Source organism: uncultured Mobiluncus sp. (assembly GCF_963511525.1).
Classification (GTDB): Bacteria; Actinomycetota; Actinomycetes; order Actinomycetales; family Actinomycetaceae; genus Mobiluncus.
This window is the reverse complement of sequence record NZ_CAUPIY010000014.1, coordinates 26,010-47,029: the sequence shown is the minus strand read 5'-3', so window position 1 is coordinate 47,029 and position 21,020 is coordinate 26,010. Positions and strand designations below refer to the sequence as shown.

General features: G+C 58.5%; 13 protein-coding genes. 3 read left to right on the top strand and 10 right to left on the bottom strand.

Annotated features, from left to right (window positions below; translation table 11 throughout):
* Window positions 1-62: 62 nt before the first annotated feature.
* From RQ935_RS09110 to RQ935_RS09075, 8 genes are all read right to left on the bottom strand, one after another.
* Window positions 63-1,091 (bottom strand): zinc finger domain-containing protein, encoded by a 1,029-nt coding sequence (locus RQ935_RS09110; RefSeq protein WP_311498113.1) that lies wholly within the window; start codon window positions 1,089-1,091, stop codon window positions 63-65.
* Window positions 1,084-2,286: an amidohydrolase family protein gene (locus RQ935_RS09105; protein WP_311498116.1), complete on the bottom strand. Its 1,203-nt coding sequence runs from the start codon at window positions 2,284-2,286 to the stop codon at window positions 1,084-1,086. Before RQ935_RS09105 ends, RQ935_RS09110 begins: the two co-directional genes overlap by 8 nt.
* Window positions 2,286-3,962, bottom strand: a complete 1,677-nt coding sequence (ffh, locus tag RQ935_RS09100) for a signal recognition particle protein (RefSeq protein WP_311498112.1) — start codon at window positions 3,960-3,962, stop codon at window positions 2,286-2,288. The genes RQ935_RS09105 and ffh overlap by 1 nt, the downstream gene beginning before the upstream one ends.
* A 133-nt stretch (window positions 3,963-4,095) precedes the next feature.
* On the bottom strand, window positions 4,096-5,856 hold the full coding sequence (gene ftsY / locus RQ935_RS09095; protein WP_311498111.1) for a signal recognition particle-docking protein FtsY: 1,761 nt from the start codon (window positions 5,854-5,856) through the stop codon (window positions 4,096-4,098).
* Between the two features lie 119 nt (window positions 5,857-5,975).
* On the bottom strand, window positions 5,976-9,551 hold the full coding sequence (smc, locus tag RQ935_RS09090) for a chromosome segregation protein SMC (protein WP_311498110.1): 3,576 nt from the start codon (window positions 9,549-9,551) through the stop codon (window positions 5,976-5,978).
* Window positions 9,552-9,652: 101 nt separating this feature from the next.
* A complete protein-coding gene (ndk, locus tag RQ935_RS09085) occupies window positions 9,653-10,111 on the bottom strand; it encodes a nucleoside-diphosphate kinase (protein WP_295027223.1) in 459 nt (152 codons plus the stop codon).
* A 106-nt stretch (window positions 10,112-10,217) separates the two neighbouring features.
* Window positions 10,218-10,847 (bottom strand): dihydroxyacetone kinase subunit DhaL, encoded by a 630-nt coding sequence (gene dhaL / locus RQ935_RS09080; RefSeq protein WP_297345865.1) that lies wholly within the window; start codon window positions 10,845-10,847, stop codon window positions 10,218-10,220.
* A gap of 76 nt (window positions 10,848-10,923) precedes the next feature.
* A complete protein-coding gene (locus RQ935_RS09075; RefSeq protein WP_311498109.1) occupies window positions 10,924-12,567 on the bottom strand; it encodes a folylpolyglutamate synthase/dihydrofolate synthase family protein in 1,644 nt (547 codons plus the stop codon).
* A 175-nt stretch (window positions 12,568-12,742) separates the two neighbouring features.
* On the opposite strand from RQ935_RS09075, the gene RQ935_RS09070 reads away from it, so the two are divergent.
* Together RQ935_RS09070 and RQ935_RS09065 are read left to right on the top strand one after the other, a co-directional pair.
* Window positions 12,743-13,243: a GNAT family N-acetyltransferase gene (locus RQ935_RS09070; RefSeq protein WP_295027229.1), complete on the top strand. Its 501-nt coding sequence runs from the start codon at window positions 12,743-12,745 to the stop codon at window positions 13,241-13,243.
* An 88-nt stretch (window positions 13,244-13,331) separates the two neighbouring features.
* Complete coding sequence (locus RQ935_RS09065) at window positions 13,332-15,341, top strand: M13-type metalloendopeptidase (protein WP_311498108.1); 2,010 nt, start codon at window positions 13,332-13,334, stop codon at window positions 15,339-15,341.
* On the opposite strand, the gene RQ935_RS09060 is transcribed toward RQ935_RS09065, so the two are convergent.
* Window positions 15,328-15,987 carry a hypothetical protein gene (locus RQ935_RS09060; protein ID WP_311498107.1) on the bottom strand — a complete coding sequence of 220 codons (660 nt, stop codon included), beginning with the start codon at window positions 15,985-15,987 and terminating at the stop codon, window positions 15,328-15,330. The two genes, RQ935_RS09065 and RQ935_RS09060, sit on opposite strands and share 14 nt — an antisense overlap.
* A gap of 174 nt (window positions 15,988-16,161) precedes the next feature.
* Here RQ935_RS09060 and pepN point away from each other — a divergent pair, with 174 nt between their 5' ends.
* A complete protein-coding gene (gene pepN, locus RQ935_RS09055; protein ID WP_311498106.1) occupies window positions 16,162-18,732 on the top strand; it encodes an aminopeptidase N in 2,571 nt (856 codons plus the stop codon).
* 140 nt (window positions 18,733-18,872) lie between these two features.
* Here the strand turns inward: pepN and RQ935_RS09050 are convergent, their stop codons facing one another.
* Window positions 18,873-20,981, bottom strand: a complete 2,109-nt coding sequence (locus tag RQ935_RS09050; protein WP_311498105.1) for a PTS transporter subunit EIIC — start codon at window positions 20,979-20,981, stop codon at window positions 18,873-18,875.
* Between the last annotated feature and the right edge of the window lie 39 nt (window positions 20,982-21,020).

Here is a 21,020-nt window from a genome sequence, read left to right as displayed (position 1 = left end):
GTGACACTCGCACCAGGCGGGATTCCCCGGCAGGGTCGCCGGGGTTGCGGTTTTCCGTGCCCTCAGCGTTGGCAGCGTGGACACCAGTAGAGTTTTCGTCCCCCCGCTACTTTGAGTCTGATGCTGGCGCGGCAGCGCAGGCAGGGTCGGTCTTGGCGCTGGTAGACATAATATCGGGAGTCGATAGCTTGGGGCTCGCGTCCCGCGGCCAACTCGCGTTCAACGAAAGCGGCGTAATCGTCAGGATCTGCGGTGGTGATCCGTCCCGATTCCACGCCGAGGGGTAGGTATTCTTCCAGCCAGTTCCAGATTCGGCGCAGTTTTCGCGCAGTCACCTCACGGGCGGGCGTAAACGGGTTCAGACGTGCCGCGTACAGCACTTCGGCGCGATAAATGTTGCCCACTCCGGCGATAACGGATTGGTCCATGAGAGCCTCCCCAATACCCTTCTGACGAGTGGCACAGCGTTTCACGAACTCACTAAAGTCGCTGTCAGGACGCAGCGGGTCGGGTCCCAGCCGCGCCAAGACCGCGGCAACGCCCTCCTCGTCCAGCAGTTCACAAGTGTTTGGCCCGGACAGGTCCGCCGCCCCGTGCGTGGTGACCAGGCGCAGACGTACCGTCCCGTAGGGCTGGGGCGGCGTGAAAGGCGCGGGGGTCCAAAACCAGCGATCCGCGAAATGTTCGTGGGGTGCAAAAGCGGAGTCATCATGGTGAGTATGCACCGGAATCTCTACGATTTCCGCGTTAGGCTCCGCATTTTCAGCAAAGTTCAGCGCCGGACCGGCATGCGGGGCGATGAACTGAGAATCCCCGTAAAATCGCCAGGAACCGTAAATCCCCAAGTGAATATGCAGCCAGGTCAGGGGCGGTTTGGACTCGGCAACGGTCGCGGCGGAGTCGGTCTGACGCGGAGTAAAACCGAGAAACATATGTTTCCCGTAGGCTTGCCCGTCAACCAAACGCTGGCCGTCTAGCACTGCGGCGCCCTCAGCGAAACGCCCCTGCGGAGAGGAGGCCGCAACGACCTCACCGCTCATGACCTGGGTAAACTGGGCGGCCAGCCGGTGAATAGAATGACCTTCAGGCACGGTGCGCGGCCTCTCTAACCGCCCCGGCCACGAGAGCTCCGCGCAGAACCACTCCGGCGGGCTGTTCCAAAACGTTGAGGTCTGCGCGCGGGTCAGAGTCGTACCACACCAGGTCAGCGGGGGCACCCTCCCACAGCGAGGGGGCACCCAAGTAGTCCCGAGCCTTCCAGGTGGCCAGGTCAATAATCTCGGGTGCCGAAACACCTAAGTCCAACCACTGCCGTAGCTCTTGAGGCAGGGCGTCGTGGCGCTGGTAGCCACCGGCGTCGGTGCCCGGCAACAGCTGGACCCCCGCTTCATACAGCGCGGCTTGATGGGCCACCCGAGACTGATCCAAAGCGGTCATCGTGGCGGCATACACCGGATATTTTGTCCCCGCCTGGGCGGCAAAATCGGAAAACCGCGCGATTTGCAGCATGGTCGGAGTCACGCGGATACCGCGGCGCTGCGCTTCGAGGATTTCGTCCGAATCCATGCCGGTGCCATGTTCGATACCGTCCACCCCGGCATCTAACAGGCCCTCTATCGTGCGGTGGGCGAAAGTGTGTACGGTCATCCGCGCCCCGTTCTGGTGCGCGGCCGCCACCGCGTCACGCAGCACCGCGGTGGACCACAGCGGCTGCAAATCAGATTCGGCCCCATCGGATCGGTCAATCCAGTCCCCCACGATTTTCACCCAACCGTCGCCGCGTTGGGCCTGTTGGGCAACCGCCGCGGGCAAATCGGATTCTTTTTCCAGCTCCAGCCCGTAGTAGCGCATATAGCGTTTGGGTCGCACCAGGTGCTGGCCGCAGCGAATGATTTTCGGCAACTCAGGCACCTGGTCAATCCAGCGGGTATCGGAGGGCACCCCGCAGTCACGAATCAGCAGTGTGCCTTTACTCAATGCAAGTTCGGCCTGTTCCCGCTGGGTTTCGACCGGTACGCTACCCGCGTGGGTCACACCAACGTGGCAATGTACGTCCACCAGTCCGGGAATCGCGAAGCCGCTGACCTTTCGGTAAGTCAGCGCGGGTTTCGCCGTTCGGCTCACGATGCCGTCGTGAATATACAGGTCGCCGTGTACCCACTGGGATTCACAAGATGCTGTCGTCGCCTGACCGGTGTATTCTCCCTCTACGCTGGGGTGTTCCGACCACAGAAAAGCCCCGGTAAAGTGCAGGTTATCCGGGTTTGTCGCCCCCCGGGATCTCATCACAGACCGCCCAGCATCCGTTTGATGTCATCAGGTAGATCGTCAGGGGTCAGAGCGGGGGTGGCCGGCGCGGACTTCTGCGGCGACCCGCCGAGACCACCCATGCCTTTGAGCCCGCCCAGACCGGCGGGCAGAGAACCGGGCAGGTTGGGCATTGCACCGGTCCCGCTCATGGGGGTGGCGGAAATTCCTTCCAAGGCTTCTCGGGCTTGACGGGCTGCCTTGGCGGGATTGCCAGATTTTGCCTTGCGCTGGGCTTTGGATTTCTTGCCAGATTTTGCCGTCTGCTTCGCTTTCGAATGCTTACCCATGCCCGGCATTCGGCCGAATCCGGGCATCATTCCCATTCCGTCTGCGCCGCCGCCCATACCGGGAATGCCGCCGCCGCTCATCATCTTTTGCGCCATCTGGAACCTGTCGACCAAACCGTTCACGTCCGCGACCGTGGTGCCAGACCCGGCGGCAATCCGCGCGCGGCGCGAGCCGTTGAGAATCTTTACGTCCTGGCGTTCCGCGGGAGTCATCGAACGGACGATAGCTTCAATCCGGTCGACTTCGCGCTCATCAAATTGATCCAGCTGTTCCCGGATTTTGCCCGCCCCCGGCATCATGCCCAGCAGTTTCTTCATCGAACCGAGTTTGCGAATCTGTTGCAGCTGGTTGAGGAAGTCTTCCAAAGTCAACTGACCCTGTTGAATCTTGCCGGCCAGCTTTTCGGCCTGCTCCATATCGAAGGTTTCCTGAGCCTTTTCGATGAGGCTCAGCAGGTCGCCCATATCCAAAATCCGCGACGCCATCCGGTCGGCGTGGAACCGCTCAAAGTCGTCCAAGCCCTCCCCGGTCGAGGCGAACAGCACCGGAACCCCGGTGACACCCCGGACAGACAGGGCCGCACCGCCGCGGGCATCGCCATCCAGCTTGGTCAGGACCACACCGGTGAAATCCACGCCCTCTTGGAAAGCCCGCGCGGTTCGCACCGCGTCCTGGCCAATCATGGCGTCCAGAACGAACAAGACCTCATCGGGTTGCACCTCGTCGCGAATAGAACGGGCTTGGGCCATGAGTTCCTCATCTACGCCCAGTCGTCCGGCGGTATCGACAATCATCACGTCATAGCCCGAACCGGAGGCCAGTGCCAAAGCGCGCCGCGCCACATCGACCGGGTCGCCCACCCCGTTACCGGGTTCGGGGGCGAAAACAGTGACCCCCGCTTGTTCGCCCACAATCTGCAACTGGTTGACCGCGTTGGGACGCTGCAAGTCCGCCGCCACCAGCAAGACTTTCCGGTCGTCTTTCGCCAGCCATTTGCCGAGTTTCCCGGCCAGAGTCGTTTTACCGGCGCCTTGCAGGCCGGCCAACATGAATACGGTCGGGCCTTTGCCGGGCTTAGCGAAATGCAGTTCCCGGTCCTCACCGCCCAGAATGTTAATCAACTCGTCATTGACGATTTTCACAATCTGTTGGGCCGGGTTCAAAGCCTCAGACCGAGCCGCCCCATAAGCCTTTTCCTTTACGGTAGCGGTGAAATCCTTGACGACCTCCAAGGCCACATCAGCCTCAATCAGGGCGCGGCGGATATCACTAACGGTGGCGTCAACGTCGGATTCCTTCAGCTTGCCCTTCTTGCGAAGGTTCTTAAACGATTCTGTCAGGCGGTCTTGCAGATTATTGAACACACGTCGATTTTATAGTGAGGCAAGATTTCGGGCAAAAGTGGGGGGTGGGGCGCGCCACGCAACACGTGTTGGCACAAAAGACCGGCGGTATACGCCGTTATCTCCCGAAAGAACCGGAAACCGCTAGGCGAATCTAGGCATCCAGCAGGGCGTCAGCGAAATCGCCGGGCACGAAGGGCGCCAAATCGTCGGGACCTTCACCCAAACCAACGAGCTTCACCGGAATCCCCAGTTCCCGCTGTAAAGGCACGATGACCCCGCCTTTGGCAGAACCGTCCAGTTTAGTCAAAACGATACCGGTCACACCCACCGCTTCGGTAAAGATTTTTGCCTGGCTCAAAGCGTTTTGCCCGGTAGTGGCATCGATAACCAGCAGGACTTCGGTGATGGGAACCTGCTTTTCAGCTACGCGCTTGATTTTGCCCAGTTCGTCCATCAAACCGACTTTGTTTTGCAAGCGTCCGGCGGTGTCAATCAAAACCACGTCACTGCCGGCCTCACGAGCGGTCTTCGCCGCATCGAAAGCCACGGAGGCAGGGTCAGCCTGGTCCTTTTCGGCGCGCACCACCGGCACGCCGACTCGGTCGCCCCAAGTTTGCAGCTGTTCCCCGGCAGCAGCACGGAACGTATCGGCCGCGCCCAATACTACGGTCTTGCGGTCAGCCACCAGCAGGCGCGCGAGTTTGCCCACGGTGGTCGTCTTACCTCCGCCGTTAACGCCAACCATTAAGATACCGGCGGTCTTGGTGGGAGAGCCTTCGGGAACTTCCAGGTTGAGGCTACGTTCGGCTTTCCGGTCGAGCATATCGGTGAGCATCCGCTTGGCCATACGCCGCACCTGTGTAGCGTCTTTTTCGCCCGCGACCTTTTGTTTTACCTTGAGTTTGCCAATGAGTTCCACGGTCGGCTCAACGCCCATGTCGGCAGCCAACAGTTCATCTTCAATCGCTTCCCAATCAGAGTCTTCCAGATCAGCGCTGGACAACACATTGAGGATGGCCCGCCCGAATTTGCCCTTACCGGCCAAGCGCTCCTTCAAGCGGCGCATTCGGGAGGTCTTGGATTCCGGTTTTTCGATTTCCTCAACTTCGGGTTCGGTCTGCTCGGCAGTGTCAGAAACTGACTGCTCAGTCTGTGCGTCTGGCTCGGGTTCCTCTGCAGTCTCGGAATCCGCGGCGTCCTCCGGTGTCTCGGAGTGTTCTGATTCCTCAGAGACTGCCGCTGCAGATTCCGGCTCCGACTCCGTTTCCGAAGTGGCATCCTCCTGTGCTGCGTCCGCTGTCATTGCCGCTTCCGCCGCTTCCATAGCGGCTCGAGCTGCGGCGCGGGCTTCTTCTACGCTCTGACCGGGAAGCGGTTTGAAGCACAGCCCGTCCGGGTCGCAATAGACCCCATCAGGTTTTATGATGACTTCTTCCGCATCGAAGTCATCATCTTCCTCGCCCCAGTCACCTTGCGCCTCATCCAAGTCGTCTTCGTCTTCCGGGCCAACGTGATCCGCGCCCGCATCCGCAAAATGATCAGTCTCAGAGGTGGTCGGCTCGAGTTCTACGTCATCATCAGGGGATTCATCATCGCTGTGACCATTGGCTCGAATGGTCTTTTCGACGATATTTCTCAGCTCTTTTTCACCTTGTTGCAGCTGGATGGGCGGTGCGTCGTCAGAGCTTTCTCCGTCCTTACTGCTGTCATCGCGAATCCGCTCCAACGTGTCCAACAGGCGATCCTCGTTGCGAATCTTGCGTTGCTTCGAGTCAATTTGAGAGGCGCTGGCAACGATAACGATAACCACGAAAGCAATAGCCAACGGAATCATAAAAATGAGCGGATCAGTGTAGCCTTCCAGACCCTGTGAATTATTTAGTGTCGTACTAAGGATATTCATTGATTCCATCCAAAACGTCTCTCGTAGCACCGCGTAAAAACGTCTCTCATCCGCTTGAACATTCGGTGCTATCCTATCTCTAACTTCGGTAGGTTTACCTAATTCACGGCTGCATCTCGCAGGATTTGTCACTCGTTGGCGCCGGGGTTTTTCACCAGGCGCTGCGAAATGACCGCCGTGGTTCCCTCCTTCATCGTTACCCCGTACAGTGCGTCCGCAATTTCCATCGTACGTTTGTGGTGAGTAATGATGATTAACTGCGAGTTTTCACGCAAAATTTCGAAAACCCCCAGCAGCCGAGACAGGTTTACGTCGTCCAAAGCGGCCTCGACCTCATCGAGCACATAGAACGGTGAGGGTCGGGCTTGGAAAATCGCGAACAGAAAAGCCAACGCTGCTAGGGAACGTTCCCCGCCCGAGAGCAGGGACATGCGTTTCACGTTCTTGCCCGCAGGACGCGCTTCAATCTCGATGCCGGTATTCAACAGGTCTTTCGGGTCGCTCAAGGTCAGCTTGCCTTCCCCACCGGGGAACAGGACTTGGAAAATATCTTTGAAAGCGGCACAGACGTCTGCGAACGCTTTGCCGAATACTTCCTCGACTTGGCGATCAACTTCCGCCACCACATTCATCAGGTCGTCACGAGACTTTTTCAGGTCAGCCAGCTGGTCAGCCAAGAATTTGTGTCGCGCCACCAAGGCTTCGTGTTCTTGCAACGCCAAGGGGTTCACTTTGCCAATCCGTTTCAATTCGGTTTGTGCCTGGGCTTTGCGTTCTACCTGTTCCTCTCGAACAAAGGGAACGTGCTCGATGGTTTCACCAGACTCGTCGAATACGGGAACCAGATTGTGCGGACCGTACTCGGCCAGCAAAGTGGGCTCATCCAGACCGCACTCCTGCTGGGCTTGTTCCAGCAATCGTGCCAACTTGGAGTTAACCTCCGCCAAAGCAACCTCATCGCGAATGGAAGCATCCTTGAGGTCGGTACGCTGACGACTCAGGTCGTCCACGGCGGCGCGCAGCGTCTCCATCTCAGTTTGCAGCTGTTCCCGGCTGGCGGTACTGGCCTGACGCTGGGCTTGAGCGCTGGCCGCCGCCACGTGAGCCAACCGCTGGGCAGCTTCAGCCTGTTCCATCACGTAGACAGACCGTTTCCGGCGCCGTTCCCGCACCAACGCCCGGCTGGCTGCTGCTTGAGCGGCGGCTTGTTCTGCCGCAATGTTACGCTGCAGCGAGGCGGCGCGCGATTCTAGTGATTCCAGTTCTTGACGAGCCACATGCGCCGCGATATGAGCGTCCGACTTCGCGGTTTGAGCCTCCGATACCGCTTCGATTGCGGCTTGCAGTTCGGCGGAAAAGTCCGGCTCATCCTCCCCAGCTTCGTCCTGGGCTTTCAGGCTGGCGTCCAAAGTTTCCTGTGCTTGCTTGAGAGCCTCCTGGCGTTTCTCTGTTTCCGCACGAGCCTGTTCCAGGTGTTTCCCGGCACGTTCGACTTCTGCCTGGGCCGCCCCACGCTTCGCTTTGGCAGCCGCTACCGCTGCAGCTGCTGCTGCTGCCGCCGCATCTTGAGCTTTGAGCTGTGCCGCCACCGCATCGTATTCCTCCCGCGCCGCAGCCAGTTCGGTCGTCGCCCGAGCCAACTGACCATCGGCCTGATCAGCCGCCACAGCCGCCGCTTCAGCCTGTGCCGCCGCCTCATCGTATTCCGAGGCGCGCCGCAAAATCCCCGCATCGGGATCCCCGCCGCCGACAATCCGGGTAGACGAAAGAAAATCCCCTGCCTGAGTCACCGCCGCGGCAACCTTCCCGGTCAACACCAAATCGCGGGCTTCTGACAAATCCGGACAGGCCGCCACCCCCGCCAAGAGAGTCGCCACCACCGGGGGCAAAGTGTTCCCTTTCCGGGCATTGACCAACTCCCTAGCCCAGCACACCCCGGCTGGAAGTTTCGCTTTCTCCAGACTATCCGAACCTTGAGCTCCGAATGGAGTTTCTGAACCGTCCGCGACCAGCAGGTGAACCTGACCCGCGGACTGCTGACGGACAAAACGCAGTGCGTCCGCGGCTGATTCGACCCCCGAGGTCAGCAGCGCTTTAGACCACTGTCCAAACACGGCCCCTATCGCGTCTTCCCATCCAGCCTCAACCAAGATTGTTTCCAAAAGCGCCGCGTTGACACCGTTCAGCCCCGCTTTCACTACTGCCCCGGCGGCGTCTTCGGGTTGCAAGGTTTTCGCCAAAACCTCGCGTTTCGCCTCCCAAAAAGCGGCCTCTTCCCGGGCTTCGCCGAGTTCTTTGTTCAGTTGCGAGACTTTCTCTTGGATTGTCGCCACAGTCGTAGCGAGTTTTTCCTCTTGAGCTGCCAAAGTTCCGTCTGCCACCCCGGGAGGAAGCTCTGCCTCAACCTTGCTGAGTTCCTGGGCGCAAGCTGTTTCGCGTTGCGCAGCGGCCTGGAGGGCTTCTTCCATCCGGCTGAGGTTCCCCGCCGCTTCCTCTGCCAGCGAGGCGGCGGTAGTGACCGCTCCGCGCAGCCGCTCCAGAGTTTCTCTCTTGTCCGCCCGGGCACGCTGCACTTTTTCAATCTGGGAGCGCACCGCGAATTCGCGCTCTTTGGCTCGCACTTCGGCTGCTTTGGTCTGGGTGACCGCATCGTCGGCTTTCGCTACGGCGGCTTGTTTTTCGGTAATCTCCTCACGAGTTTTTTCGAGCCGTTTTTCCAGCTCGGTGGTGTCGGCAGTCCGGGTCAGTTCCGCAGTTTCTTCCAAAGCATTGGCGCGTTCTCGGGCCTGGTTCGCCAAAGATTCCAAACGTTCCGCCAAGGTGCTCAGCTCAGCCCAGGTCTGGGTGAGTTTCTCCAGCTCCGGGCTAACCTCGTCGAAACTCGATTTCGCCACATTCAGCTTCGTGTTTACCTCTTGCAGACGGGTTTCCAAATCCGCGATTTTTGCCGAAATTTGTTCCTTGGAGGCGGTTTGCGACCCAGCTTTTTCTTTGTTTTGCGCCACCGCGTCTGCAATCAAACGGGCAGTCGCGTCAGCGAGTTCGGCTTGGACTCGGGCGGCTTTCCGGGCCGCCTCGGCCTGTTTACCCAGGGGACCCAACCGTTTCGAGACTTCATTAGTGAGGTCCTGGACGCGGGAAAGGTTGACCGCCAAATTGTCCAGTTTTTTCAACGCTCGATCTTTACGCTGCCGGTGCTTAAGCACTCCAGCAGCTTCCTCGATGAAAGCGCGCCGTTCCAGTTCGGAAGCACTCAAAATCCGATCGAGTTGCCCCTGCCCCACAATGACGTGCATTTCCCGACCCATCCCGGTGTCGGAAAGCAGTTCTTGAATATCTAACAGGCGCACCGGGGTTCCGTTGATGGCATACTCGGAACCGCCCGCCCGAAACATGGTGCGCGAAATCGTCACCTCAGAGTATTCGATAGGCAGCGCACCATCGGTGTTATCAATGGTCAATTGGACTTCCGCACGTCCCAGCGGAGCCCTCGTTTTGGTGCCGGCAAAAATGACATCCGACATCTGTGAGCCGCGCAGATTTTTGGCACCCTGCTCGCCCATCACCCAAGCCAGCGCATCGACCACGTTCGATTTGCCCGAACCGTTAGGGCCAACGACACAGGTCACCCCCGGTTCTAGGCTCATGTGGACCGTGTTCGCGAAAGACTTAAAGCCTTTCAGGGTCAGGGACTTTAAATACACACACTTACCCTAGCGCAACCCCCCGAACCCTAAAAAACAGCCTTCCCAGCCTTGGGCAACGCAGAGAAACAACGCCAGGAGAAACGCCTCGCTACCGGCCTTTAGTCAATCATGTAGGGGAACCACAGCGCGATTTCCCGGTCGGCGCTCTGTGCCGAGTCCGAACCGTGAACGATGTTTTGAATCTGCGCGTCCGGACCCCAATCCCGAGCCAAATCTCCACGAATCGTCCCGGGCATAGCCACCGCGGGGTTGGTATCTCCCATCATGTTACGGAAAGCCTGAATGACCCGAGAGCCTTCGATAACCATCAGCACGATGGGGCCGCTCATCATGTATTCGACCAGCCCTTCAAAGAAGTGCTTGTCTTTGTGCTCGAAATAGTGTTCTTCCAGTTCTTCCCGGGTCGCAGTCTTGGTTTGCAGACCCACAATCTTAAATCCGCGGCGTTCAATCCGGCTAATGACTTCACCGATGAGTCCGCGCCGGTAGCCGTCAGGCTTGATAATGACCAGGGTGTGTTCTTCTTGCGGATCGTAGGGGATGTGGCAGTCAGCCATTGACTTTCCTTTCGCCAAAAGTTTCGCTCGACACCGAGCGCAACTCCAAGTTTTGTAAATACTTGTGCATCCTACCGGATTTCACCAAGGTTTTCCGAAGTAGTACTCAATACTCAGCAGCTTTTGCTGCCTCAGCCAAAATGAGTGCACTGGAGGCGGCACCGGGGTCCTTATGGCCGATGGAACGCTCCCCCAACAGCGACGCACGCCCTTTTGCGGCGCTCATCGAAACCGTATCTTCCGCCCCTTTTGCGGCCGCGTCAGCAGCAACACGCAAGACTTCTTCCGGGTCAGCACCTTTCGCCACGGCAGCAGCGGCGTTGGTGGCGGCCGGATACCACGCGTCCAGCATGGTTTTATTCCCCGGCTGGGCTCCGCCGCGTTCCGCGATTCCCTCGGCCGCCTTTACCAGTAGCATCGCCACATCCTGCGACTCTAGACTCTCCACGTTCACCGAACGCGCCGCCCGCAAAAATGCCGTGCCATACAAAGACCCCGAGGCCCCGCCTACTGCCGCCAGCAAAGTATTTGCCGCTACCCGCAGCGCCTGTTTCGGACTCTCCACCACAATCCCGGATAACCGCTGGTCCACGGCAGAGAAGCCTCGTGAAATGTTGTCCCCGTGGTCCCCGTCCCCGATGACCTCATCCAAACTTTCCAACATTTCGCGGTTTTGTTCCAGTACTCGAGCGCAGCCATCCATCCAGCGCAGCACCCATTGTGTATTCAAACTCACAGCTGCTCCTTTCTGACTGCCCTAAACTTTCGCGGTCGAATCCGGCCGAGGTCTTGCCGTGTGAGGCCGGTTGTGCTCATTGTAGTTTGTCTTTGCCCAGCACGTCCTGTGCCATTCCGGCGAGTACCACGGAACCGAAAATCACGACTCCGGTGGATCCGGGAACTCCCCCCTGCAAATCATCGATTTCCCCGGCTTTTGCAATCGCTTCGGGCAGGGAGTCGATAGCGTAGACGCGATCGTCACCGAACACCTCCGCGGCCACGGCCTGGATATCTTCCATCTTCGCCGCGCGTTCACCGGGCATCTGGGTCACAATCAACTCATCAATGGTCGGCTCCACAATTCCCAGCACGGTTTCAATGTCTTTATCGGCCATGGCGGAATAAATCCCCACCGTGTGTTGAAAACGAAAATCGTCTTCTATTGCCCGGCGCAGGGCCTCGACCGCACCCGGATTATGCCCCGCGTCAGCCACAATCATCGGGGTGGCGTGCAGCACTTCCAGGCGTCCGGGAGAACGAACCCCGCCAAAGGCACGCTCCACAGATTCCCCGTGCAGCGCCGTTCCACCCAGCTGCGCCTCCACCACCGTGAGCGCCAGCGCTGCATTCTCGGCCTGAAATTCCCCATACAAGGGCAGGTAAATATCCCGGTAGATAGCCGCAGGCGTGCGAATATCGATGACTTGCCCCCCGACTGCCGGGACTCGCCGCAGCACCGCGAAATCATCCCCCTCATAACGCAGGGTCACGTCCTCGGCATGAGCAGCGTCACGAATGACCGCGAGAGCCTCGTCGGGCTGTTTAGCTACCACCGCCACTCGCTGGGGACGCATAATCCCCGCTTTTTCCCGCGCAATGTTGGCCAATCCCCGGCCCAGCCACTGTTCGTGTTCCCGGCTGATGGGCCCAATAACGGCCGTGTCTGCATCGATGACATTGGTGGCGTCCCAGCGTCCGCCCATACCGACCTCGACCACCGCCACATCCACCGGCACATCTGCGAACAGGGCGTATGCCATGACGGTCATGACCTCAAAGAACGACAGCCGGTGTCCGGGGTGAGCGTTTTCCCACAGCGCAAGTTGGGCTTCCACGTCCTCATAAGCCTGGACAAACTGTTCGGTGGTGACGGGGGCTTGGTCCACTGAGATGCGTTCACGCACGTCTACCAGGTGCGGCGATGTAAAACGCCCGGTCCGATACCCCAGTTCCGCCAGCAGCGCCTCAATCATCCGGGCTATTGAAGTCTTTCCGTTCGTACCCGTAATGTGGATGGAGTGGAACAGCTCTTGGGGATTGCCCAGGTAGTCCAGCACGCCCCGCACCGGTTCCAAGCTGGGCTCAATCTGGTGTTCGGCGCGGCGCGTCAGCAGCGTCTCATAGATGGCTCGAGCTTTCGGGTCCTCCATCGTGGAAGGGCCCAAGGTCGAGGTGGGGCGTTGCCGTTCACGCACTTCGTCCACGAGTTCGCGCTGTTCGGGACTCAACGGTGTGCCGAAGCGGTCAACGGGACCTTTCCGGGAGTCGGCGGGGTTTTCTGGGTCCAAAGGTTCCCCGGTCGGATTGTCGTTGTCCTCCGGCTCGGCGGGGGTTCGGGCCGCGAACAGGTAGGGAATCAAATCCGGGTCTACCGACAAATCTTCGGGGGTCACCGCTGGAAGTTGATGCTCATGAGCAGGTTGATTCCGATGTGCGTCCTCATGCTTGTTTTCCACCCCACCATGTTACCGACCCTGGCAAACTCGCACAGAATAGAAGGTCTGGTCTCGCTCTGTTCCATTCCGAAATCAATAGTGACTCATCATTTAACAGACCCAACCAGCAGACTTATTTCGATTCAATAACTTTCAAAGGCTTCCCAGCAGGCACGAATCATGGGACAATCGAGGTATGTCCAAGCTGTCCTTAGAGGCCCCGTCGACCAATGCGTTGACGGAAGCAGAGCCAGACCCGGAAATCAAGATTACCTACCGTCCGATTACCCGCGATGACGTGGTCCAGATGTCCCAGTTGCACGCGGTTGCTTATCGCGATGCCGGGTCGAGTGCTGCCAGCCAGCTGAATTTGTTCTGGGACGGCGCCTACGGTCCGCTGTTGTCCGAGGCGACTCTCGGAGCGTGGCACGAGGACAAACTGGTCGGTGTGGTTATCGTGTTGGACCAGGCTCCCGATGAATGGTGCATCACGGACGGCAACAGCGACCAGCCCTACATTGCTGACCTGTTTGTGGATCCCGACTATCGCCGTCAAGGTATCGGTTCGGGGTTGGTCATTAACGCTTCACGAGCCGTGGACGCGTTGGGCCGCGAGGCCCTGACCCTGCAACTGGATATATCCGCCGCCCCCGAGGCGATGCAGCTCTACGACGCCCTGGGGTTTTCCACGCGCTAAACCCAGCGGGACCCCTGTCACAAGGGGGTTTGGTTGCGCCGTCAGGGTCGCTCGGAAATTTTTGGTGCAGCACGGTAGGGTTGAACCCATGACAAAGAACCCACTGTTGGGGATGCTGGATCCCGCTGACTTTGATGAAACTATCCGCCCACAGGACGACCTTTACCGTTACGTAAACGGCAAGTGGCTGGCCCGCACCGAAATTCCTGCTGACAAGGCCAGCTACGGGTCATTTCACCTCTTGGCCGAAGAAGCGGAAAAACAGGTGCGCACCATCATCGAAGATTGTGTCGCGGGTCGAATCACCGGGGAGCTGAGCAGCCTGGCGGGCAAAGTCGCCTCCCTCTACGGCTCTTTCATGGACGAAGCCACGGTAGAAGCGGACAGTGGCCCGAGCCTGCGGCAGTTGCAGGCTCCCCTGGATCAGGCCACCACAAAAGGGGATCTGCGCGACCTGTGGGCCCGGACTTTTGCCGAAGGCACCTACGAGGGATTTTTCGATACCGGTATCGACATCGATGTGAACAATCCCGAACGCTACGTCAACTACTTCGGCCAGGACGGTTTGGGACTGCCCGAACGCGCCTACTATCTGGAAGAAAAACACGCGAACCTGTTGGAACAGTATCGCCAGCACCTTGCCCGGATGCTGATCCTGGCCGGATACGCTTCGCAGTCCGCAGCCCCGGACGTGGCCGGTAAAATTGTTGACTTCGAGACCGAGATAGCCAAGCTGCATTGGGATAACGTGAAAACTCGCGACACGGACGCGACGAACAACCCGATGACCTGGGACGAACTGGCCTCTAAGCTGACACGTTTTGACCTGGGAGCCTGGCGCAAGGCTTCGGGATTGCCCGACAAAATGTTTACGGAAGTCAACGTAGGCGAACCGGATTTCCTCGAAAACATGGATCAGCTGTGGGATTCCACCGACTTTGAGACTCTCAAGTGGTGGATGTTGTGGCACGCCCTAAACGGGCATACCTCCCTGCTATCCAGCGAAATCGTGAATGCGGACTTTGACTTTTACGGACAAAAACTGGCGGGCAAGGAGCAGCTGCGGGAACGTTGGAAGCGCGGGGTTTCCCTGGCGTCCTCAGTGATGGGCGAGGCCCTGGGCAAACTTTACGTACAGCGCCACTTCCCCGCCGAAGCCAAGGCGGCGATGAGCCACTTGGTAGAGAACCTGATTCAGGCTTACCAGGATTCCATCGCGGTTCTGGATTGGATGGGACCGGAAACACGAGACAAAGCGTTAGAAAAAATGCGCCAGTTTACCCCCAAAATCGGCTACCCAGACAAGTGGCGCGATTATGAGAAACTCCAGCTCGGAGACGGAACACTGGTTGACAAGGTTCACAACGCCAGCGTTTTTGGCACTAACTATTGGATTGACAAGCTGGGCGGCCCGGTTGATCACACGATTTGGCACATGACCCCGCAGACCGTGAATGCCTATTACAACCCGACCGAAAACGAAATCGTGTTTCCCGCCGCTATCCTGCAGCCCCCATTCTTTGACAAGGACGCGGATGCGGCTGTGAACTACGGTTCCATCGGGGCGGTTATCGGGCATGAAATCGGGCACGGTTTTGACGACCAGGGCGCCAAGTTTGACGGCACCGGCAAAGTCGAAAACTGGTGGACCGACCAGGACCTAGCCGAGTTCGAAAAACGCACCCACGCGCTTATCGACCAGTACAATGCGTTCGTCCCCCAGGGACTGCCCGCAGAATTCCACGTCAACGGCGCACTGACCATCGGGGAAAACATCGGCGACCTGGGCGGACTCGACATCGCCTGGAAAGCCTACCTGTTGGAGCTCAAACAACAGGGCATCGATGACCCGGCAGACGCCCCGGTCATCGAGGGGCTCACTGCGGCCGAGCGGTTCTTCCTGTCCTGGGCACTGTCCTGGCAGACGAAGGTGCGCCCGGAAATGGCTAAACAGCTCATTTCTATCGACCCCCACTCTCCGGCAGAGTTCCGCTGCAACGGCGTGGTCGCGAACCTCGACCTGTTCGCCGAAACTTTCCAAACCAAGCCGGGAGATGCCCTGTGGCTGGAACCGGATCAGAGAGTCAGGATTTGGTAGGTGAAGGGCTTGGCTTCGGCTTGGTCCCTTTCACCGGCTCGTTCCAAGTCCAAGTTTTCAGCACGGAATCAATAATCGGCTGGTAGGTTTCCAGCGCATAGTCCGGCACATCCTGTTTCAGGGCGTAGGCGTGATTGTTCCCCGAAACCAAAGTCATAAAGGCCGTCATCTCGACCTCTTGATAGACGTAACTCCACTTCATCTCGAGCACGTTCAAGCCCTCAACCTGAGTCGGGTTCAGCACCGTGAACTTCTTGTAGCCTTTATAGATAGGGTCCTGTTTCAGGTTCCTTTCCACTTCATCAGGGTCAGAGGTCGCTTTCGCGTGATCAATGACCATGACCGGAACGTAGCCGTTCAACGCTTTGTCAGCAGGGAGGGACAACACCACCTGCGCATCGGGCAGCTTGGCACCGCTGATAGCATCGTAGGCATCTAAGTAAGACGACGGAATCTGCACCCGAAAAGCCCCGTCTTTACCGTTAATCCAGCCCTCCGGGGCCGGTGTAGTCATGATGGTAGCGTTCCACTGAGTGGGGGTCTTGGTTTTTTCCTTTGCGCAGGCACTCAATCCGCTCAGCGCCACGGCCCCTAAGAGGATTACTGCGAGGACACGGCGCACCCGGCGAAGTCTAGAGGCTGACATTTGGGAACCCAAGCCCCGAGTGGTCTTCCGTCTCAACGCAGATACCTCCCCTCGCTGTGAGCGCAAGAAACATAACTCAAGTTTAGTTTAACTGCAATCTTTACGCTGAAACTTCATCGAAAAGGGGTCAGACATGGAAGAATATATACCGATTACAAACTCAAAGGAGTGTAAATGCCAGGAACTAACCTCACCCGCATCGAAGCCGAGCAACGTTCGGAAATCGTCAGCGATGTTCACTATCGCGTGCATCTCGACATGACTCAGGGAGAGCGTATTTTTCATTCCGTAACGGAACTAGACTTTACTGCCCAGCCCGGCGCCTCAACTTTCATCGACCTCATCGCCGATTCCGTCACAGAAGTGACTTTGAACGGGACAGAGCTAGACCTCTCGAATTACGCCGATTCCCGAATTTTCCTGCCGGAGTTGCAGGAACACAACAATCTGCGGGTGACGGCTGATTGCGTCTATATGCACACCGGCGAGGGACTACACCGTTTCACAGATCCCGAAGACGGCAAGTCCTACGTGTACTCTCAGTTCGAGGTACCGGATTCCCGCCGCGTCTACGCCGTCTTTGAGCAGCCCGACATCAAAGCGGACTTCACCTTTACTTTCGTAGTTCCCCCCGAGTGGAACGCGTTTTCCAACTCGCCCACCCCGGAACCTGAAATCGCCGCTGACGGCGTGCGCACATACCGCTTCAGCCCCACCGAAAAAATCTCGTCCTACCTGACCGCCGTCATCGCCGGCCCCTACGTGGGAGAAACCGGCGAAGTGACCTCGTGCGATGGCAGACGAATTCCCCTCGGGGTCTATTGCCGCGCCTCCATGGTGAAACACTTGGATGCCGCCGAAATCATGGACATCACCCGCGCCGGCTTCGAATTCTATGAAACCGCCTTTGAGCACCCCTACCCGTTCCGCAAATATGACCAAATTTTTGTTCCCGAATATAACGCCGGAGCCATGGAAAACGTGGGCTGCGTGACGTTCCGTGACGAATATGTGTTCCGGTCCCGTCCCCTGCAAACCCGGGTGGAACGCCGTGTCGTGACCATTCTGCACGAACTGGCTCACATGTGGTTCGGCGACCTCGTCACGATGAAATGGTGGAACGACTTGTGGTTGAACGAATCCTTTGCCGAGTTTGTGTCCACCAAAGCCACAGCGGAAGCGACTGAGTGGAAAGACATCTGGACGACCTTCTCTTGTTCGGAAAAGATTTGGGCCTACGGCCAGGATCAACTGCCTTCCACTCACCCGGTAGTGGCCACCATCAACGACTTGGAAGATGTCCAAGTCAACTTTGACGGCATCACCTACGCAAAAGGCGCCTGCGTACTGTCCCAGCTGGTGACGTACGTGGGGTGGGACAACTTCCGCTTGGGAATTAAGGGATACTTTGCCAAACACGAGTGGTCCAACGCCACTTTGACGGATCTGTTGACCGAGCTGGAGGCCACCTCCGGCAAGGACCTGAAAGCGTGGTCACGCAAATGGCTGGAAGAAGCTGGGATGACGTGGCTGCGTCCCGAAATCCAAACGGACGACAGCGGGGCCATTACTTTCCTGCGCATCGTCCAAGAGCATTTCAATGCTGATGCTACCCCGCGACCCCAACACATGGCGGTGTGCGCCTACAACCTGGAACAACGCGATAGCAATACCGTGTTCGTTCCCGGTCACCGCGAGGAATTCGACATGGAGGCCGAGGAATACATCCTCCCCGGTTTCTATGGGCCGCGTCCCGATGTAATTTTGGTCAACGACGGAGACATGGCTTACGGCAAAGTTCGGTTAGACGAACAGTCGCTAAAAACAGCTTGCGAACACATCGACGCCTTCACCGATTCGCTGACTCGGTCCCAGATTCTGTCTATCCTGTGGGATATGGTGCGTGACGGCGAGGTCGGAGCCTCCCACTATGTCGATACCGCCCTGCAGGCTCTCATGGTAGAGACCCACCCCATGGTCGTGTCGGTGACTTTGCGCAACCTTGACACCTGTATCGAAAGCTACCTGGCGGTGGAAAACCGCGAAACGGTCGCCCGAAACGTCTCTTCGCGCCTGCGGATGCTGTCTCGCCTGGCCAAAGCCGATTCTGATACGCAGCTGCAGCTGGTTCGCGCTGCCGCTCGCCGGGCGCACAATCCCGAAGACATCGCCGCCAGCGCCGCCCTTTTGGATGGCAGTGAAACCCTCACGGGTCTGCGCATTGACACGGAACTGCGGTGGAACCTGCTGACCTCTTTGGCGGCGGTGGGACACGTGGATCGCGCCGCCATCGAAGCTGAGCTCAGTAATGATGACACCGTAAATGGGCGCGAACGTGTCCTGCAGGCCACAGCTTCGCTACCTGACCCTGAGATAAAAGCCGAGTTCTTTGACCGTGCCTACAGCGACACCACCCTGACAAACGACCAGCTAGCGTCCATCATTGCCGGCTTCAACAGGGCTCAAGACCCGCTGTTGTTGGCTCCTTTTGCCCCGCGTTACTTTGAGATGCTGCGGGAAACCTATGATGAACGCACCCACGAAATTGGCGAACAGCTCATCGAGGGTATGTATCCCTCCGCGCTGGTGGGCTGGGAATCCAGCGGTGTCGACGTATTGGCACTGACTCGGGAATGGCTCTCGAACCATACGGACGCTCCCGCGGCTCTGCTGCGGATGATGCGCGAGAACCAGTCCGGAGCCGAACGTATCGCGAAGGCTCAACAGTGCGACCGTGAGGGATAGCCTCGCGGGTTCACGGCATGTGTCGGAACAACTAGGGATGACCCCGAGCGCGGGTAACCCAGCAGCGGCTTACCCTGTGGTTTTTATCATCTGTTCCCGCTGTGGAGGGCGGTGGCGATGGCTCTGAACGCTGCGAACGCCTACTGTGGACGCGGTCGATAGTCAGGCTTGGAGGGATTCTCCGGCGGAGCTGCCGGTGCCTGCGGTTGGGTCTGGGGTGCGGAAAAATTCTGAGCTGGCGAGGTGGCCTGCGGCATAGCCGCAGGGTTATAAGCCGCGGGATATCCGTAGGGCGTTCCCTGGTAGCCATAGAGTTGGGAATTGTATCCGCCGCCGTACTCCGCGGGATATGCCGGGTATGTTTCGGGATATCCCGGCGCCTGGTAACCGTAGGGATTTTGGACGTAGCCTTGCTGCGGATAAGCAGGGTTCACAGCGGCGGAGGTCTCAGTATAAGCCTCCGGGTAAGCTTCCGCAGGCAGGGGCTGTTCAACCGGCTCGACCGGCTCAATTTCTCCCAGCGGCACCTCCGGGCTTGATTCGGGCTCCAGCGCAACGGGTTCAGCAATCACGGGTGGCTCCATAGCCGGCTGGGTGGCAACAGGCTGAGCCGGAGTCGGCGGAACCGCAACAGTTGTTTCAACAACGGGCTCAGAAGGGCGGGGCCGGGTCGGAGCGGGAGAGGTTACGGGGGTCTCCTCGCGAACCGAAGCCGAGACACCAGTCTCGGAAGCGTCCTTAACAGCGGCCGGTTTCGGAATCGTGACGGCAGGGGCGGGCTTCGTTTCCCCGGAGGAGTTGGGAATGCCCATGAACGGTTTCGTAATGTAGGGCACACCAAATCCACCCAAGTTCAACCGCTGCCCTTTCACTTTAATGGTGAAAATAGCAACCATGACGTAAATGGCAGCAAACAGCACCCCTAGGATGAGCAGCACCAGGATGCCTTCTCCGGTTCCCATCCAGCGCATCAAATCCACCAAGCCGGGACCGCCCGCCCAGCCGATCGTGACGCCCAAAGCCGCGGTGATAGCGTAAGAAAACGCCGAGGCGACCGCGTGAACCATCAACAGGGCAGGAGCCGCGAAAAACAGCAGATACAGCGCCGGTTTCTCGGCTCCAACTAAGAACGTACCGGCAATCAGGAACCAATACATAATGCGCCAGTATTGGCGGTTGCCGCCCTTCAGCTGCAGCAACAGCACCAGGAACAGCGCTGCCAGCCCGAACGCAACCACCGGATATCCCCCGGCGAGGAACAGGGCCTGCTGACCTTCCATCTGGGTACCGCCATACACAAAACAACGATAGGAACCGTTGAGGGTGTCGCCTTGGGTGGTTTGGCAACTGCCGTAGAGATTATACGGAGCGATATTGAGCAGAGCACTGAACCCAGTAACCTCCGCAATGGGGTGCAGAAAACCGTAGAGCGCCGCCCCTAAGGGGCCCGGAGCAACCATCATTGCCGTGCCGGCAGCCACGGTGATAATCAGGTATAACAGCTGATAAAACACACCAACAACAATGCCGAGGACCACTCCGCCAGTCGCGCAAATCATCACGACCAAGGGAATCCCGCTGACCATCCGAGCCCAAGGGGCGACTTTGCGAAACCGGAACTCGCTCCAGCAACCAGCTACCAGGAACCCCACCAAGATTCCACCCATCAGCCCTAAGTCAACGCCGGAAACCTCCCCTTGTGAAGAGGCGGTACTGTAGCGAGACAGAGCCATCGTGGCACCCAGGTAACCAACCCAACCGGCCAGCGCCGCTAATCCGATGGCCGCATTGGGGCGCTTCGCCGCCGCGAAAGCCAACATAAATGCCACGATCAAGGGGAAATACGATTCCACCGTGGTGCCGACGTAGTACAAAATGTCCGCAATCGGCAAAATCCCCGGAAATACTTTACCAAAGCCCTGGTCACCAAGGATATGACCCTGCCCCAAACGCAGGGACAACTCGGCCGCGCACAGTATCAAAATCGCGACAAACAGATACTGCAGGAACCGTTCGTACCATCCCGGCGCCAGGAAGCGGGCGAAACGTTGCTGCTTTACGGCAGCACGAGGAACTTTTGCGCCCTTGGTGCGCTTGGCCGGTTTTTTCGCCGCAGGGGGTTTTTCGGCTTTTTTCTTTGCTTTGCCCGCACGGCTCTCAGCAGCGGAGACACGACCCGATTCAGGATTGTCCACCGCTTTGGCTGTCTTGCCTTTGCCCGCCACGCCGGCACTTCCTTTCCTCAGCATCCTTAGGTCAGATTTTAGTCGCGGATACCGCTGCCAAAA

Excerpts from the sequence above, each read along its gene's own strand:
- RQ935_RS09105 (WP_311498116.1), bottom strand. The coding sequence starts at position 2,286 with ATGAGATCCCGGGGGGCGACAAACCCGGATAACCTGCACTTTACCGGG.
- ftsY (WP_311498111.1), bottom strand. The coding sequence starts at position 5,856 with ATGGAATCAATGAATATCCTTAGTACGACACTAAATAATTCACAGGGT.
- ndk (WP_295027223.1), bottom strand. The coding sequence starts at position 10,111 with ATGGCTGACTGCCACATCCCCTACGATCCGCAAGAAGAACACACCCTG.
- RQ935_RS09070 (WP_295027229.1), top strand. The coding sequence starts at position 12,743 with ATGTCCAAGCTGTCCTTAGAGGCCCCGTCGACCAATGCGTTGACGGAA.
- RQ935_RS09065 (WP_311498108.1), top strand. The coding sequence starts at position 13,332 with ATGACAAAGAACCCACTGTTGGGGATGCTGGATCCCGCTGACTTTGAT.
- RQ935_RS09060 (WP_311498107.1), bottom strand. The coding sequence starts at position 15,987 with ATGTCAGCCTCTAGACTTCGCCGGGTGCGCCGTGTCCTCGCAGTAATC.
- pepN (WP_311498106.1), top strand. The coding sequence starts at position 16,162 with ATGCCAGGAACTAACCTCACCCGCATCGAAGCCGAGCAACGTTCGGAA.
- RQ935_RS09050 (WP_311498105.1), bottom strand. The coding sequence starts at position 20,981 with ATGCTGAGGAAAGGAAGTGCCGGCGTGGCGGGCAAAGGCAAGACAGCC.